Origin of the sequence: Mesorhizobium sp. B2-4-7 (assembly GCF_006442685.1) — a bacterium.
In the GTDB taxonomy this organism is placed as follows: Bacteria; Pseudomonadota; Alphaproteobacteria; order Rhizobiales; family Rhizobiaceae; genus Mesorhizobium.
Map to the genome: position 1 here is coordinate 772,284 of NZ_VFVH01000001.1, position 15,886 is coordinate 788,169.

The 15,886-nt window shown below is 64.4% G+C and carries 8 protein-coding genes; 4 read left to right on the plus strand and 4 right to left on the minus strand.

Annotation, left to right across the window (positions count from 1 at the left end):
• The first annotated feature begins 138 nt into the window (after nucleotides 1-138).
• The 4 genes from FJ946_RS03930 to FJ946_RS03945 all read left to right on the plus strand — a co-directional run bounded on the left by FJ946_RS03930 (nucleotide 139) and on the right by FJ946_RS03945 (nucleotide 8,380).
• The gene (locus FJ946_RS03930; protein ID WP_140564309.1) at nucleotides 139-3,120 is read left to right on the plus strand and encodes a sarcosine oxidase subunit alpha; all 2,982 of its coding nucleotides are present in this window, start codon (nucleotides 139-141) and stop codon (nucleotides 3,118-3,120) included.
• Nucleotides 3,113-3,739 (plus strand): sarcosine oxidase subunit gamma family protein, encoded by a 627-nt coding sequence (locus FJ946_RS03935; protein WP_140564310.1) that lies wholly within the window; start codon nucleotides 3,113-3,115, stop codon nucleotides 3,737-3,739. Before FJ946_RS03930 ends, FJ946_RS03935 begins: the two co-directional genes overlap by 8 nt.
• 310 nt (nucleotides 3,740-4,049) lie before the next feature.
• Nucleotides 4,050-6,419: an aminomethyltransferase family protein gene (locus tag FJ946_RS03940; RefSeq protein ID WP_140564311.1), complete on the plus strand. Its 2,370-nt coding sequence runs from the start codon at nucleotides 4,050-4,052 to the stop codon at nucleotides 6,417-6,419.
• A gap of 251 nt (nucleotides 6,420-6,670) precedes the next feature.
• Nucleotides 6,671-8,380, plus strand: coding sequence for an APC family permease (locus FJ946_RS03945; RefSeq protein ID WP_140564312.1), 1,710 nt, complete (start codon nucleotides 6,671-6,673; stop codon nucleotides 8,378-8,380).
• Nucleotides 8,381-8,457: 77 nt separating this feature from the next.
• Here the strand turns inward: FJ946_RS03945 and FJ946_RS03950 are convergent, their stop codons facing one another.
• The 4 genes from FJ946_RS03950 to FJ946_RS03965 form a co-directional block, all read right to left on the minus strand.
• Nucleotides 8,458-11,607 (minus strand): efflux RND transporter permease subunit, encoded by a 3,150-nt coding sequence (locus tag FJ946_RS03950; RefSeq protein ID WP_140564313.1) that lies wholly within the window; start codon nucleotides 11,605-11,607, stop codon nucleotides 8,458-8,460.
• A gap of 248 nt (nucleotides 11,608-11,855) precedes the next feature.
• Nucleotides 11,856-13,001 carry an efflux RND transporter periplasmic adaptor subunit gene (locus tag FJ946_RS03955; RefSeq protein WP_140564314.1) on the minus strand — a complete coding sequence of 382 codons (1,146 nt, stop codon included), beginning with the start codon at nucleotides 12,999-13,001 and terminating at the stop codon, nucleotides 11,856-11,858.
• Between the two features lie 56 nt (nucleotides 13,002-13,057).
• Nucleotides 13,058-13,666 (minus strand): TetR family transcriptional regulator, encoded by a 609-nt coding sequence (locus FJ946_RS03960; protein WP_140497843.1) that lies wholly within the window; start codon nucleotides 13,664-13,666, stop codon nucleotides 13,058-13,060.
• A 413-nt stretch (nucleotides 13,667-14,079) separates the two neighbouring features.
• Complete coding sequence (locus FJ946_RS03965; RefSeq protein WP_140564315.1) at nucleotides 14,080-15,732, minus strand: acyl-CoA synthetase; 1,653 nt, start codon at nucleotides 15,730-15,732, stop codon at nucleotides 14,080-14,082.
• Nucleotides 15,733-15,886: the final 154 nt, after the last annotated feature.

Sequence of the window (15,886 nt, forward strand, 5' to 3'; positions counted from 1 at the left end):
GGTAGGACCGCAGGTCCGGGTGGGGGTCTGCGCCGCCCCTCCACCCCGCTGCTTCGCAGCGACCCTCCCCACCAGGGGGAGGGTAAGAAGCGGCAGGGCGACGAGCGGCAGCGCGACGCCAGTGCATGGGGCTGCATCGTGATTTCCTCCCAGTCCAATCGTCTCTCCACTGGCGGCCTCGTCGATCGTTCGTCACCGCTGAGCTTCCGCTTCGATGGCAAGACGTTCTTCGGCTTCGAGGGCGACACGCTGGCGTCGGCGCTGATCGCCAACGGCGTCAAGCTGGTCGGCCGCTCGTTCAAATACCACCGTCCGCGCGGCATTCTGACCGCTGGCTCGGAAGAGCCCAACGCGCTGGTCGAACTGCGCACCGGCGCACGCCGCGAGCCGAACACCAAGGCCACGACCGCCGAGCTCTATGAAGGGCTCGAGGCCGCCAGCCAGAACCGCTGGCCGTCGCTACATTTCGACGTGATGTCGGTCAACCAGCTCTTCGCGCCGATCTTCGTCGCCGGCTTCTACTACAAGACCTTCATGTGGCCGGCCAAATTCTGGGAGGCGATCTACGAGCCGGCGATCCGCCGCGCCGCAGGCCTCGGCCGCGCCGCCGGCGTTGCCGATCCCGACCACTATGACAAGGCCTGGGCGCATTGCGACGTGCTGGTCGCCGGCTCCGGCCCGACCGGCCTTGCGGCAGCCCTTGCCGCCGGCCGCTCCGGCGCCCGCGTCATCCTGTGCGAAGAGGATTTTATTCCCGGCGGCCGCCTGCTCTCGGACGGCGGCACGATCGACGGGCTGCCGGCAGCCGAGTGGCTGTCGCGAACCCTGGCGGAACTCGAGGCAATGCCCGATGTCCGCATCATGACCCGCACGACGCTGTTCGGCGTCTACGATGGCGGCACCTATGGCGCGATCGAGCGGGTCAACGACCATCTGCCCTCGCCGCCCGAGCACCAGGTGCGCCAGCGCATGTGGCGCATCGTGGCCAGGCGTTGCGTCGTCGCGGCCGGCGCCCTCGAGCGGCCGGTCGTCTTTGCCGGCAACGATACGCCCGGCGTCATGATGGCTTCGGCCATGCGGACCTATGTCGCGCGCTATGCCGCCGCGCCGGCAAAACGCATCGCGCTGTTCACCAACAATGAGGATGGCTGGCGCACGGTCGAGACAGTACTCGGCGCAGGCTTGCAGATTGCGGCGGTCATCGACGCACGGCCTGACGTCTCGCCCGCCCATCGTTCGCTCGCCTCGAAGAGCGGCTTCCCGGTGCTGCATGGCGCCGTCAGCCGTGCGGACGGCGGCAAGGACGGTGTGAGGAAAATCTCCGTCTCTCTCACCGGCGGCGCGCGAGCCGAAGTGGCAGCGGACGGGCTTGCCGTCTCCGGCGGCTGGAACCCGGCGGTCGGGCTCACCTCCTATCATCGCGGCCGGCCGAAATGGCGCGACGACATCGCCGCCTTCGTGCCCGACGGAGCGCCTCCCGGCATGGTCGCCGCCGGTGCAGCCAATGGCTCGTTCGGTCTCGGCGCCTGCCTGGCGGGAGGGTTTGCAGCAGGCGCGGCGGCCGCGCTCGACGCCGGGCGCTGCGGCAAGGCCGGCACAGCGCCGACTGCCGATGACGAGGCGTTCTCGTTGACGCCGCTCTGGTATGTCGCCGGCAAGGGCAAGGCGTTCGTCGACCAGCAGCACGATGTCACAGCTTCCGACATCGAACTCGCACAGCGTGAGGGCTTTGAATCGGTCGAGCATCTGAAGCGCTACACGACGCTCGGCATGGCGACCGACCAGGGCAAGACCTCCAACGTCGCCGGCCTCGCCATCATGGCTGCGGTGTCGGGCAAGTCCATTCCCGAAACCGGCACGACGATCTACCGCCCGCCCTATGTGCCGGTCGCGATCGGCGCCTTTGCCGGCCATCACCGCGACGAGACTTTCCACGCCACAAGGCTGACGCCCTCGCATCACTGGGCCGCCGAACAGGGTGCCGTCTTCGTCGACACCGGCCTGTGGAAGCGCGCGCAATGGTATCCGCGCACGGACGAGAAGGACTGGCTGGAATCCGTCACACGCGAGGTCAAGACGGTGCGTTCCGGCGTCGGCTTCTGCGATGTCTCGACGCTCGGCAAGATCGACGTGCACGGCCCCGATGCCGGCGCCTTCCTCGACCGCGTCTACATCAACACCTTCTCCAGCCTCGCCGTCGGCAAGGCGCGCTACGGGCTGATGCTGCGCGAAGACGGGTTCGTCTACGACGACGGCACGACCTCGCGGCTGGCCGAGGATCATTATTTCCTCACCACCACCACCGCCAAGGCCGGGCTGGTGATGCAGCATCTCGAATTCTGCCGGCAGGTGCTGTTTCCCGAATTGGACGTGCAACTGACCTCGGTCTCCGACCAGTGGGCGCAATTCTCGATCGCCGGGCCGAAGACGCGTGATCTGCTGAAGGAGATCGTCGACCCGACAGAGGATCTGTCGAACGAGGGCTTCCCGTTCATGGGTGCACGCGAAGTCGCGCTGCGCGGCGGCATCAAGGCACGGCTGTTCCGCATCTCTTTCTCCGGCGAAATGGCGTTCGAAATTTCGGTGCCGGCGCGCTATGGCGAGGCGCTCGTGCGCAATCTGATGCTGGCCGGCAAGCCGTTCGGCGTGACGCCATACGGCACCGAGGCTCTTGGCGTCATGCGCATCGAAAAGGGCCATGTCGCCGGACCGGAACTGAACGGCACGACCACGGCCGCCGACCTCGGCCTGGGCAAGATGATGTCGACCAAGAAGGATTTTGTGGGCCGCATCATGGCCGGGCGCGAGGCGCTGGTCGCGCCGGACCGGCAGGTCGTCGTCGGCATCAAGCCGACCGACAAGGCGCGGCGGCTGCGCTCCGGCGCGCACATCGTTCCGAAGGGCCAGACGCCCGGACCTGATAACGACCAGGGCTATGTCACCTCAGTCTGCTTCTCGCCGACATCGGATCAATGGATCGGGCTTGCTCTCGTGGAATGTGGTCGCGAGCGTATCGGCGAGACCGTGCGCGCGCACGATCCGCTGCGCGCAGAGGAGTATGATGTCGAACTGTGCAATCCCGTCTTCTACGATCCGGATGGAGGGCGCCAGCGTGGCTGAATTTACCTGGGATGCGCGCAGCCCTCTCGACCGCACGCTGGTCGTCGGTCCGCATGGCGCGCAGGGCGATGCCGGCGTTTCGCTGACCGAGATCCGCAATTTCGACCTCGTGCAAGTGATGGCACGCCGCGGCAAGGCGGGTGACCTGGCCAGGGCTGCGACGGCGTGTTTCGGCATTGCCGGTCCGGATGCGCCCAAGGCGGCGCGGATTGCGGATGCCACGCTGATCTGGTCCGGGCCGGATCAGTTTTTCGTGCTGTCGAAGAGTGGCAAGCACGGGATGAAGGCGCTTGCTCCTCTGCTTGCCGGATCGGCTTCGCTGTCCGACCAGTCGCATGCGCGGGCGCTGATCAGCATCTCCGGTGACAAGGCGCGGGCGATGTTGGCCAAGCTTTCATCGCTCGATCTGCATGCCGGTGTGTTCGCGGTCGGCTCTGCCGCCGCAACCTCGATGGATCACACCAGCGTCACGCTCTGGCGTGGGAATGATCGGGCGGACGGACAGGCGGTGTTCAACGTTCTGGTCTTCGCGACCTTTGCCGAGAGCCTGTGGCACACGATGCTCGATGCGGCGGCGGAATATGGTGTGGATATCAGCCATTCCGAGGAAGTGACGTAGCCTTGCGCACGCCCTTCCCTTCTCCCCTTGTTGTAGGAGAAGGTGGCCTCGCGGAGCGAGGTCGGATGAGTGGTGCTCCAGCTTGGCAATGACGGCACTCCGTCACCCACCCCCTCGACCGTCTCGGCGCTGCGCACTGATCCACCGCCCTGGGGCGAGCCACGGATCTCGCCCCGTCCTTCAGACCCCACAAGGGGAGAAGGAAGAACCTGCCCCACCACCGCCTTGCCAAACCCACCCGCACTGCTATTCTTGCTGCTAAAATAATTTCACACACAGGCAAACTTGTTTCTCGAACCGCAAGGCTGAGATGAGCCAGTCGCCCTACCCTGCCGTCGCATCCGGACCACCCCGGCCGAGCCTGATCCTGCGGCCCGGCCAGATCGCGCTGCCGCCGGGCATGGAGCGCTATACGGTCCAAGGCAATGGTGCGGTGCTGATCGAGGCCGAGGCCGGCGACACGATCACGGTGCGCAATGTCGAGGGCGGCCAGGCTTGCGAACTGCTGGCGTGGGACGGCACGGGTGCGACCGATCCCTCCATCCTCGGGGAAAAATCCAACAGCAATGCCGCCGGCATCAAGGCGCTGCTTGCCGAGGGCGATGACAGTCTCGCGTCCCTGCGGCGCGGGCTCGCGCGCCGGCAGGTGCAGCTCGACCAAGCCAAGGCGGTGCGCGTATTCGGCGGCGCCACGCCGGCCGGCACCGAACAGGCTTTCAGCGTTGCGCGCGTCGGCTCGGTGGTGATCGCCGCGCCCGGCGGGCCGATGCTGGTCGACGGCCATGATACGGCGACGCCGCTTACCGTGATCGTGCGGCGTGCCACCATCCGTCCGGCGGCGAAGTCGCAATTGGCCGACCCGCTCGCCGATCCGGTGCTCGACCTGCGCGTCCATTCGGCGACGGCGGACTCCTATTTCGTCAAAGCCGGCGACTATCTGCAGATCATCGACGTCGACGGGCGCCAATGCACCGACTTCCAGTGCTTTTCGGCGCGCAAGCTGGACAAGGGGCTCGACCATCCGCTCGATGTGACGACGACACGCACGCTGATGGGCGCGAGCTATCCGACGCCGGGGCTGCACTCGAAATATTACGACCAGGACATGGAGCCGCTGGTCGAAGTGGTGCAGGACACATGCGGCCGGCACGACGCCTTCGCGCTCGCATGCGCCGCCAAATATTACGATGACATCGGCTATCCCGGCCATGCCAACTGCTCGGAGAACTTCAACCGCGCGCTGTCGGACAAGGGCGTCACACCACGCGCCGGCTGGATGGCTATCAACTTCTTCTTCAACACGGCGATCGACGCGCATGGCGTCATGGTCTCCGACGAGCCATGGTCGCGGCCCGGCGACTATGTGCTGCTGCGGGCCCTGACCGACATCGTCTGCGTGTCCTCCGCCTGCCCCGACGACACGACGCCGGCCAACGGCTGGGACCTGACCGACATCCATGTGCGCACCTATTCCGGCCAGCACAAATTCTCGCGTGCGATCGCCAGACGCATGACGCCCGATTCGGAACCGAAAATGACCCGCGAGACCTCCTTTCATTCGAGCTTTGCCAAGCACACCCGCGACTTCGTCGAGTACAGGGGCTATTGGCTGGCCAACTCCTTCGCCAGGGAAGGCGCGATCGCCGAATACTGGGCCTGCCGGCAGGACGCCGTGATCATGGACCTGTCGCCGCTGCGCAAATTCGAGGTCACCGGCCCGGATTCCGAAGCGCTGCTGCAGTACACGCTGACCCGCGACGTCAAGAAGCTCGGCGTCGGCCAGGTCGTCTATTCCGCCATGTGCTACGAGCATGGCGGCATGATCGACGACGGCACGCTGCTCAGGCTCGGCAAGGACAATTTCCGCTGGGTCGGCGGCGACGATCTGTCCGGCGAATGGCTGCGCGAGACGGCGACAAAGCTCGGTCTCAACGTGCTGGTACGCTCGTCCACCGACCAGATGCACAATATCGCCGTGCAGGGGCCGAAGAGCCGCGATATCCTGAGGAAGGTGATCTGGACCTCGCCGCTGCAGCCGTCGATCGAGGAACTGGAATGGTTCCGCTTCGCCGTCGCGCGCATCGGCGGGGGCAATGGCGTTCCGGTCGTCGTCTCGCGCACCGGCTATACCGGTGAACTCGGCTACGAGATCTGGTGTCATCCGCGCGACGCCGAAAAGGTCTTCGACGCGATCTGGGCCGCCGGCCAGCCGCATGGATTGAAGCCGATGGGCCTGCAGGCGCTGGACATGGTGCGCATCGAGGCCGGGCTGATCTTCGCCGGTTACGAGTTCTCCGACCAGACCGACCCGTTCGAGGCCGGCATCGGCTTCACCGTGCCGCTGAAGTCCAAGACCGACGACTTCATCGGCCGCGAGGCGCTGATCCGGCGCAAGGAGAACCCGCAGAACAAACTGGTCGGGCTCGACATCGATGCCAACGTCGCGGTCGGCCATGGCGATTGCGTGCATGTCGGCCGCGCCCAGATCGGGGTCGTCACGTCGGGCATGCGCTCGCCGGTGCTGAACAAGACCATCGCGCTGGCGCGGCTCGATGTCACCCACGCCGCCATCGGCGCGCGAGTTGAAATCGGCAAGCTCGACGGCCACGCCAAGCGGCTGCCGGCGCGAGTCGTGGCCTTCGCCCATTACGATCCGCAGAAGACCAGGCCGCGTTCCTGACCGCGGCCTTCCGGGCATACGGGATTGCCCGTCGGCGGCGCCGCGGGGCACATTTGTGCGCCCGCCCGCAAGCGTGATGTGCACGGCGCGACAAAACGCTTGACGTGAAAGCGCGCCGGATCAATCTTCACTCCTAAGAAAAAAATACGACTGAGTGGAAACACTGAAGTCGCGGCGATATTGGCCGGGAGCAAGCTTCGCACAGCCGAGGCGTCGCCGGCGGGGAACATCAAAAAGGGGAATTCACCGACATGAGCACCATAAGCACGGTCCTGGACCAGCCTGCCGAAAGCAAGCTGCTCAGGCATATCGACTGGCGCGGCGCCTTCTGGGTGGCGAGCGGCGTTCCAGCCCTCGTCCTGTTCTCGATCGGCGGCATTGCCGGCACGACCGGGACGCTCGCTTTCCTGATCTGGACGGTGTCCATGGTCATGGGCTTCCTGCAATCCTTCACCTATGCCGAGATCGCCGGCCTGTTCCCGAACAAATCGGGCGGCGCCTCGATCTACGGCGCCACCGCCTGGCTGCGCTACTCCAAGTTCATCGCGCCCTTGTCGGTATGGTGCAACTGGTTTGCCTGGTCGCCGGTGCTCTCGCTCGGCTGCTCGATCGCCGCCGCCTATATCCTCAATGCGCTGGCGCCGGTGCCGATCTTTACCGACACGTCGCCCGAGGTCGCCGCCTATATCGCGGCACATGCCGGAACGAGCGCCGGCGACGCCATTACCGCGGTGACCGCGGCGGCGACCCCGGCGATCCGCACGTGGTCGGCGTTCAGTCACACGCTGGGTCCGGTGTCCTTCACCTTCAACGCCACCTTCTTCATCGGCGCCGTGCTGATGCTGATGATCTTCTCGATCCAGCATCGCGGTATCCTGGGCACCGCCAATGTGCAGAAATATATCGGCCTGCTTGTCATCGTCCCGATGCTGATCGTCGGCGTCGTGCCGATCTTCACCGGCCAGATCAACTGGGCCAATTTCTCGCCGCTGGTTCCCTTGGCCGCCGCCTATGCGCCAGAGCCCGGCGCCTGGAACATCGCCGGCTGGACGCTGGTGCTCGGCGGCATGTTCATCGCCGCCTGGTCGACCTACGGCTTCGAGACCGCCGTCTGCTACACCTCCGAGTTCAAGAACCCGGGCACCGATACCTTCAAGGCCATCTTCTATTCCGGCCTGCTCTGCATGCTGCTGTTCATCCTGGTGCCGTTCACCTTCCAGGGCGTGCTCGGCCTCAACGGCATGCTGGCGACGCCGATCGTCGACGGTTCGGGCGTGGCGGATGCTCTCGCCGGCATGGTCGGCGGCGGCGGGCTTATCCACAGCCTGCTGGTGATGCTGATGATCCTGGCGCTTGTGCTGTGCATCATGACGGCGATGGCCGGCTCCTCGCGCACGCTCTACCAGGGCTCCGTCGACGGCTGGCTGCCGCGCTACCTCAGTCACGTCAACGAGCATGGCGCGCCGACGCGGGCGATGTGGACCGACCTGTGCTTCAACCTGATCGTGCTGGCGATCGCCTCGGCCGATGCGACGAGCTTCTTCTTCATTCTCGCCGTATCCAATTGCGGCTACATCATCTTCAACTTCCTCAACCTCAATGCCGGCTGGATCCATCGCATCGACAACGGCCATATCGCGCGGCCATGGAAGGCCCCGACGTGGCTCTTGGGGATCGGGGCGATCTTCGCCTATGTCAACGCGATCTTCATGGGCGCCGGCGCTAAGGTGTGGAACCCGATGGCGCTGTGGGCCGGGCTGATCACCGCGGCGCTGATCATCCCGGTGTTCTGCTTCCGCCATTACATCCAGGACGGCGGCAAGTTCCCCGACCACATGCTGGCCGACCTCGGCATGGCGGGAGCGGACCTCTCGGTGAAAAAGGCGGGCATGCTGCCCTATCTGACGCTGGTCGCCGGAGTGGCGGTAATGCTGATCGCCAACTGGTTTTTCGTCATCTGATTGCCTGACGGGCAAGCGGCCTTCGGCTCCGCAAGAACAGAAATCGGCCGGTCTCAAATGAGACCGGCCGATTTGGTTCATTCAGCCGCCAAAGCGAGTTGCGGCCTCTCGACGCCTTCGACGGTTTCCGGTTCGGGCGTCTGTTCGTCGGTCGGCACCTTCTTTCGCTCACGGCCGAAGAACAGAGCGTAGCCAGCGGGCAGCACCAGGATGGTGAGCACGGTTGCAACCAGAATGCCGCCCATCATGGCGTAGGCGAGCGGCCCCCAGAACACGCCGCGCGAGATCGGGATCAGCGCCAGCACCGCGGTCATTGCCGTCAACACGATCGGCCGGAAACGGCGCACAGCCGAGCCGATGATCGCTTCGGAGCGTTCCATGCCTTTCGCGATGTCCTGGTCGATCTGGTCGACGAGGATGATGGAGTTTCGCATGATGATGCCGAGCAGCGCGATGACGCCGAGGATGGCGACGAAGCCGAACGGCGCGCCGCTGATCAAAAGGGCCGCGGCCGCACCGATGATGCCGAGTGGACCGGTGGCCAGAACAAGCATAGCCTTGCCGAAATGCTGCAGCTGGACCATCAGCAATATGACGATGACGGCCAGCATGATCGGCGCCTTGGCGGCAATGGAAGCCTGGCTTTCCGCCGAATCCTCGGCACCGCCCTGGATCTCGATCTTGTAGCCGGGCGCCAGACCATCGCGCAGGCCCTTCATGTCGTTGTACATCTTGGTGACGACGTCGTTTGACTGCACGCCGTCGGGCAAGGTCGCCCGCACGCTGATGGTCGGCAAGCGGTCGCGCCTCCACTCGACGCCTTGCTCCAGCACCGGCACAACCTTGGCCACCTGCGACAGCGGCACGAAGCCACCGAAATCGGTCGGGATGTAGATGGAATCGACCGAGGACAGCAGCGCGCGGCTGGCATCCGGCTCGCGCGCGACGATGGACACCGTTTCTTCGCCGTCGCGGAAGTCGCCCAGCGGCGCGCCGGACATGGACGCCTGCAGCATCTGGCGGATGCGCTGCGAGGTGACGCCCAACGCACGGGCGCGGTCCTGGTCGATGACCAGCTTCATCGCCGGCACAGGTTCCAGCCAGTCGTCATGGACGGCGCCGAGCAGCGGGTTGGCCTGGAATTTCGCCTTCACCTGGTCGGCAATGCGTCGCACTTCCTGGCGGTCCGGGCCCATGACGCGCATCTGCACCGGCCAGCCTGTCGGCGGCCCGAGGAACAAGCGGTCGACCTTGCCGCGGATGGAGGGGAAGTCCTGCGCCAGGATGGTACGCAGCTTGACGATCAGCCGCTCGCGCGCCGGCTCGTCATTGGCCATCACAAGAAGCTGGGCGAAGTTCGGATTCCTGAGCTGCTGGTCCAGCGGCAGGAAGAAGCGCGGCGCGCCTTCACCGATATAGGTGGCGATGAAGCGCTTGTCCTTGTCGTCCATCATCTTGGCTTCCAGCGCCTTGGCCTGCGTCTCGACTTCCTTGATGCTGGTGCCTTCCGGCAGCCAGAGATCGACGAGGATTTCCGGGCGAGACGATTGCGGGAAGAAGTTCTGCGGAATGAACTGGAAGGCCCACAGGCTGGTGGCGAAGGTCACCAGCGTCATCGTCAGCACGATGATGCGATGGCGCACGGCCCAGGTAACGGTCGAGCGAAGCCGGCGATAGAAGCTGGTGTCGAAGACGTCGTGATGGGAACCGGCATGCTTGCGCTGCTTGAGGATCATATATCCCAGCCATGGCGTGAAATAGACCGCCACGAACCAGGACACGACGAGCGCGATGCCGACGACGTAGAACAGCGTGCGGACATATTCGCCGGCAGTGGAGGCGGCGAAGCCGACCGGAATGAAGCCGGCGGTGGTGATCAGCGTGCCGGTCAGCATCGGGAAAGCGGTCGAGGAATAGGCGAAACCCGCCGCCTCGATCTTGACCAGCCCCTCCTCCAGCTTGCGTTCCATCATCTCGACGACGATCATGGCGTCGTCGACAAGCAGGCCGAGCGCGATGATCAAGGCGCCGAGAGAAATGCGCTGCAGGTCGATGCCGATCTCGTACATGATGGCGAAGGTGGCGGCCAGGACCAGCGGAATGGCGATGGCAATGACAAGTCCGGAGCGCCAGCCGATCGACAGGAACGAGACGACGAGCACGATCAGCAGCGCTTCGCCGAGCGCATGCATGAACTCGCTGACAGCGTCCCTGACGACCTCGGGCTGGTCCGATATCTGGTCGACGGAGACGCCATACGGCAGCGCCTCCTCGAAGCGCCTATAGGTCGCCTCGACGTCCTTGCCGACATCGGTGACGTTGAAGCCCTTGGCCATGACGACACCGAGCTGGACACTCTCGTGGCCATTGAACCGATACTTGCGCTCGAAGGGATCCTCCAGCCCCGAGCTCACGGTCGCGATATCGCCAAGGCGCGTTACCTGGTTGCCGGCGCGCAAGCGCAGCTCGCGAATGTCGGCCGCCCTGGTGACATCGCCCTCAACCGAAATGCGGACCGAGCGCAGGCCGGTGTCGACAGAGCCTGCCGGGTCGACATTGTTCTGTCCCTTGATCGCGTTCTGCAGGTCGGTCAGCGTCAGGCCGCGCTCGGCCAGCGCCTTGGACGAGACGTCGATATAGATCTTCTCGGGCTGGTCGCCGATGATGACCGCCTTCTCGACGCCGGGCGTCGTCAGCAGCATGTCGCGGGCCTGGATGGCGAACTTCTTCAATTCGGGATAGCTGAAGCCATCGCCGCTGATGGAATGCAAGGTGATGAAGGTGTCGCCGAATTCATCGTTGAAATAGGGGCCGAGCAGGCCCTGCGGCAGATCGCCTGCTATGTCGCCGACCTTCTTGCGCACCTGATAGAAGGCGTCGTTGACCTGGGCAGCATTGGTGTCGCCCTTGATCTGAACCGTGATGATGGCGCTGCCGGCGCGCGTGTAGGAGCGCACGAAGTCGAGATGCGGCGTTTCCTGCAGCTTGCGTTCGATCTTGTTGACGACCTGGTCTTCCATCTCCTGGATCGAAGAACCCGGCCAGATCGCCTGCACGACCATGACGCGGAAGGTGAAATCGGGATCTTCCTTCTGGCCCATGCGCATCAGGCCGAGCGCACCGGCAAGGATGATCAGGCCGAACAGGAAACGTGCGATGCTCGGATGCCCGATCGCCCAACGCGAGAGGTTGAAAGGCCGCTTTTCAGTGTTGCTGTCGGTGGTCATGGCGCCAGTCCAGTCCAATTGATCTGCAGGGCAGGTTCATCATGCCGTTCATGCGTTCTTCGTCTGGCTTCCGGGCGGCGAAGCTCCCTAAAGCGGAGAGACTCGCATCGCGTGTGACGCGACAATGATGCGGGGGAGCCATCTTGCCGGCGTCTCGACGATCGGGCGCCTGCCGCCCGGAAACCATGGCCTGCCCGGTCTTGCGGCTCGCGCCGCCAAGACAGGGGGGCTTTCGTAGTGCCTGGCTGTCAGCGCAGGCTGCTGGTGGCAGCGTCGTCCGCCGCCGAGGCGGACTGCTGGAGACTATCGCCGGACAGCTTGACCTTCAGATTGTCGGTCATGAACTGGGTGCCAGCGGCAACCACGACGTCGCCCTGCTTGAGGCCGTCGGCAACCGCGACGCCATCGGCGGTGAAGTTCGCGATCTTGACCGGACGCGAATGCACGGTGTCGCTGCCGCGGTCCACGGTCCAGACGATCTTCTGGCCGTCCTTTTCAGCCAGGGCGCTGAGCGGGATCGAGACCAGCTGGGTCTTGCTGTCGATCGACGCCTGCACGTTGGCGGTCATGCCGAGCAGCACGCGCGGATCGTTGGGAAGCGAGACGCGAACGGCGAAGGTACGCGACTGCGGGTCGGCGCTGCCGGCCACTTCGCGGACCTTGCCGGCAAGCGTCAGCGCATCGTCCGCCCAGAAGCTTGCCTTGACCTCCTTGCCCGGCCTGAAGCCGGCAATATCCATTTCCGGTACCGCGATCAGCACTTCCTTCTCGCCATCGACGGCAACCGTCATCACGGGCGTGCCGGCACCGACCACCTGGCCGACATCGGCACTGACCGCGGTGACGATGCCGTTCTCGCTCGCCTTGAGGTCGGTATAGTGGACCTGGTTCTGAGCCTGGGCGAGGGTCGAGCGGGCGGCATCGCGCGCCGCGACCGCCTGGTTGTAGGCCAGCGTCGCCTGCTCGAGCTGCGATTTCGGCGCGAAATTCTTGGCATAAAGCTGCTCGGCGCGCTTCCTGGCGAGATCCACCGTCTCGACCTGGCGCTCGGCGGCGTCAAGGCTCGCCGCGGCGCTTTTGACCGAAAGCTCGTAATCGGAGGGATCGATGCGGGCGAGGACGTCGCCCGAGGTGACATGCTGGCCGATGTCGACGAGCCTCTCGGTGACCTTGCCGGCAACGAGGAAGCCGAGATTCATCTCGGTGCGAGCACGCACCGAGCCGGAGTAATCGAGCTGGCGGGTGGTCTGCGCCGCGCCGATCTCGACGACCTTGACGGGGCGGATGATATCCCTGACCTCCGCCTTCTCCTGGGAACAACCGGCCAGGCCGAGTGCCGCGACGATCAGGCCGGCAACCGGCAGCCAGCGGATAATGGAATTGGACGAAGACACCTTAGCACTCCCAAACTGGAGATTGATTGTCGTTGCCGGCGCCCGGCGGGCGGCGGCTATTTCTTCAAGGCCTTGATCGCATAGTCGATGAGGTCGTCGGGCATCGCCCGGTTGGTCTTGGCAAGACACTGGGCCACCATCTGCGGGTGGCACAAAATGACAGTAGCGGCGCCGAAGCAGCGCGACGCAATCACCGGATCCTGCTCCCTGAATTCGCCGGCCGCGATGCCCTCGCGGATCACCTCGGCAAAAAGATCGTGGATACTGTCGACATGCTTGTCGATGACGCCCCAATCGCGCTCGAGGGCGACGATGACCATCTCATGGACCTTCTGGTCGTCGAGCATGACCTCCATGGTCATCTTGTACTGCGCGTGCACGTAGCGCCGCAGCCGTTCCTCGGCGCTGATCGGCAAATGCATGATCTCGTAGGCCATCCTGTAGCTGGCCCCGAGCATCCGGCCGCAGACCGCCTGGTGGATTTCGACCTTGGACGCAAAGAAGCGATAGATGTTGGCTGGCGACATGCCGAGTTCGCGGGCAATGTCGGCGACATTGGTCTTGCCGTAGCCATAGTGCCGGAACAGGCGCTCGGCGCAATCGAGAATGCGCGTTACATTCTCCTGGCGAGCGGCATCGGCGACGAGGTTGGCGGTTTCGGACATAGCCTCTTTCGATTTACTAGTGATGAATTTTAATTTTCGTCACTCGTAAATCGAAAGGAACGCGATGTCAACGCGGATTCGGCGTACGCGTACAAAATGGTGACAGATGGTGACAGTCGCAGGTGTGCAATGACCGACGTTGCCGATTGCGAATGGCGCTCATCCCGTCATCATCAAGGGCGTAGCAAGGAGCGGAGCGACGCGCAGACTCTCAGAATCCATGCTGCGACCTCTGTCGAAAAAAATAAATCGGCTCAAAGGGTTAGGCCGACCAGCATCCACAATCTTGGAAAGCCATTGTCGGCCGTCGGACCACGGCTGCCGGGTCGCGGCATGGAGCCTAGGGCTCCGCGACGGAGCTTCGCTCCTGCAACGCTCTGGGATGACCAACTCGCGGATGCTGGTGCAAACTGCTACGAGTTGGCGCTGCCACTCTTCGCCATCTCCCTTAGCCGGAATTTCTGGATCTTCCCCGTCGAGGTCTTGGGAATCTCGGCGAACACCACCGCTTTCGGCAGCTTGAAGCGGGCAAGCAGCGCACGGCAATGCTCGATGATCTCGGCCTCGGTCGCTGTCTTGCCGGGCTTCAGCTCGACATAGGCGACCGGCACCTCGCCCCATTTCTCGTCCGCCCGCGCCACCACGCCGCAAGACGCAACGGACGGGTGCTTGTAGAGCGCGTCCTCGACCTCGATCGAGGAAATGTTCTCGCCGCCCGAAATGATGATGTCCTTGGAGCGGTCCTTGAGCTGGATATATCCATCCGCATGCATGACGCCGAGATCGCCGGAGTGGAACCAGCCGCCGGCGAACGCCTCGTCGGTGGCCTTGCGGTTCCTGAGATAGCCTTTCATGACGATGTTGCCGCGAAACATGACCTCGCCGATGGTCTGGCCGTCGGCGGGCGTCTGCGTCATCGTTTCGGGATCCATCACCGTGAGGCCTTCGAGCGCGGCGTAGCGGACGCCTTGCCTGGCCTTCCTCGTGGCCCTCTGCCCCTTCTCCAGATGATCCCACTCATTGTGCCATTCGTTCACCACCGCCGGGCCGTAGGTCTCGGTCAGACCATAGAGATGCGTGACAGCGAAGCCGGCATCGGCCATGCCGGTGAGCACCGCTTCCGGCGGCGGCGCGGCGGCCGTGTTGAAGGTGACGGCTTGCGGGAACTGGCGCTTGTCCTCATCCCTGGCGTTGATCAGCACCGACATGACGATCGGCGCGCCGCACAGATGGGTGACGCCATGGTCGGCGATGGCGTCGTAGATCTGCTTCGGCCGAACCCAGCGCAGACAGATATGGGTGCCGGCCTGGACGGCCAAGGTCCACGGAAAGCACCAGCCATTGCAGTGGAACATCGGCAGTGTCCACAGATAGACCGCGTGCTTGGCCATGCCGGCATGGACGGTGTTGGCGTAGGCCATCAGGGCAGCACCCCGATGATGGTAGACGACGCCTTTCGGGTTGCCTGTCGTGCCCGAGGTGTAGTTGAGCGAAATGGCGTCCCACTCGTCGTCTGGCATCGACCAGGCGAAACTCTCCTCGCCCTCGGCGACGAAGGCCTCGTAGTCAAGCGTGCCGATGCGACCGCCCTTCGGATAGGGAGCGTCCGCGGCGTAGTCGGGATCGTCATAGTCGATGACCAGGGGCTTCACCTTGGCCAGGTCGAGCGCTTGCCGAACCACTCCGGAGAATTCGCGATCGACGATGAGCACCCTGGTCCCGGCATGGTCGAGCTGGAAAGCGATCACGGCGGCGTCGAGGCGAGTGTTGAGCGAATGCAGCACCGCCTTGGTCATTGGCACGCCGAAATGCGCCTCCAGCATCGGCGGCGTGTTCGACAGCATCACCGTCACCGTGTCGCCCTTGCCTATGCCGCGCCTGGAGAGCGCCGAGGCGAGCTGCAGCGAACGCCGCCAGAAATCGCGATACGTCACGCGCTGCCGGCCATGGATGATGGCGACATGATCGGGATAGGTCTTGGCTGCCCGCTCCAGATAAGTGAGCGGCGTCAGCGGCTGGTGGTTGGCAGCGTTCCTGTCGAGATCCTGTTCGTAAGGGTTGCCCATCCTGTCCTCCCCGTATGTCTCTTTGCCGACATGTTCTAACCACAGGCTGGGGCCGCGTCACCAGCAACGATGCCACGACAAAGCGCGTCTGGCGCAATGATGGTCTAGATTTGGCGCGCGTAAAGGCATCGCGTACCTCCGCGCGGTTTGACTT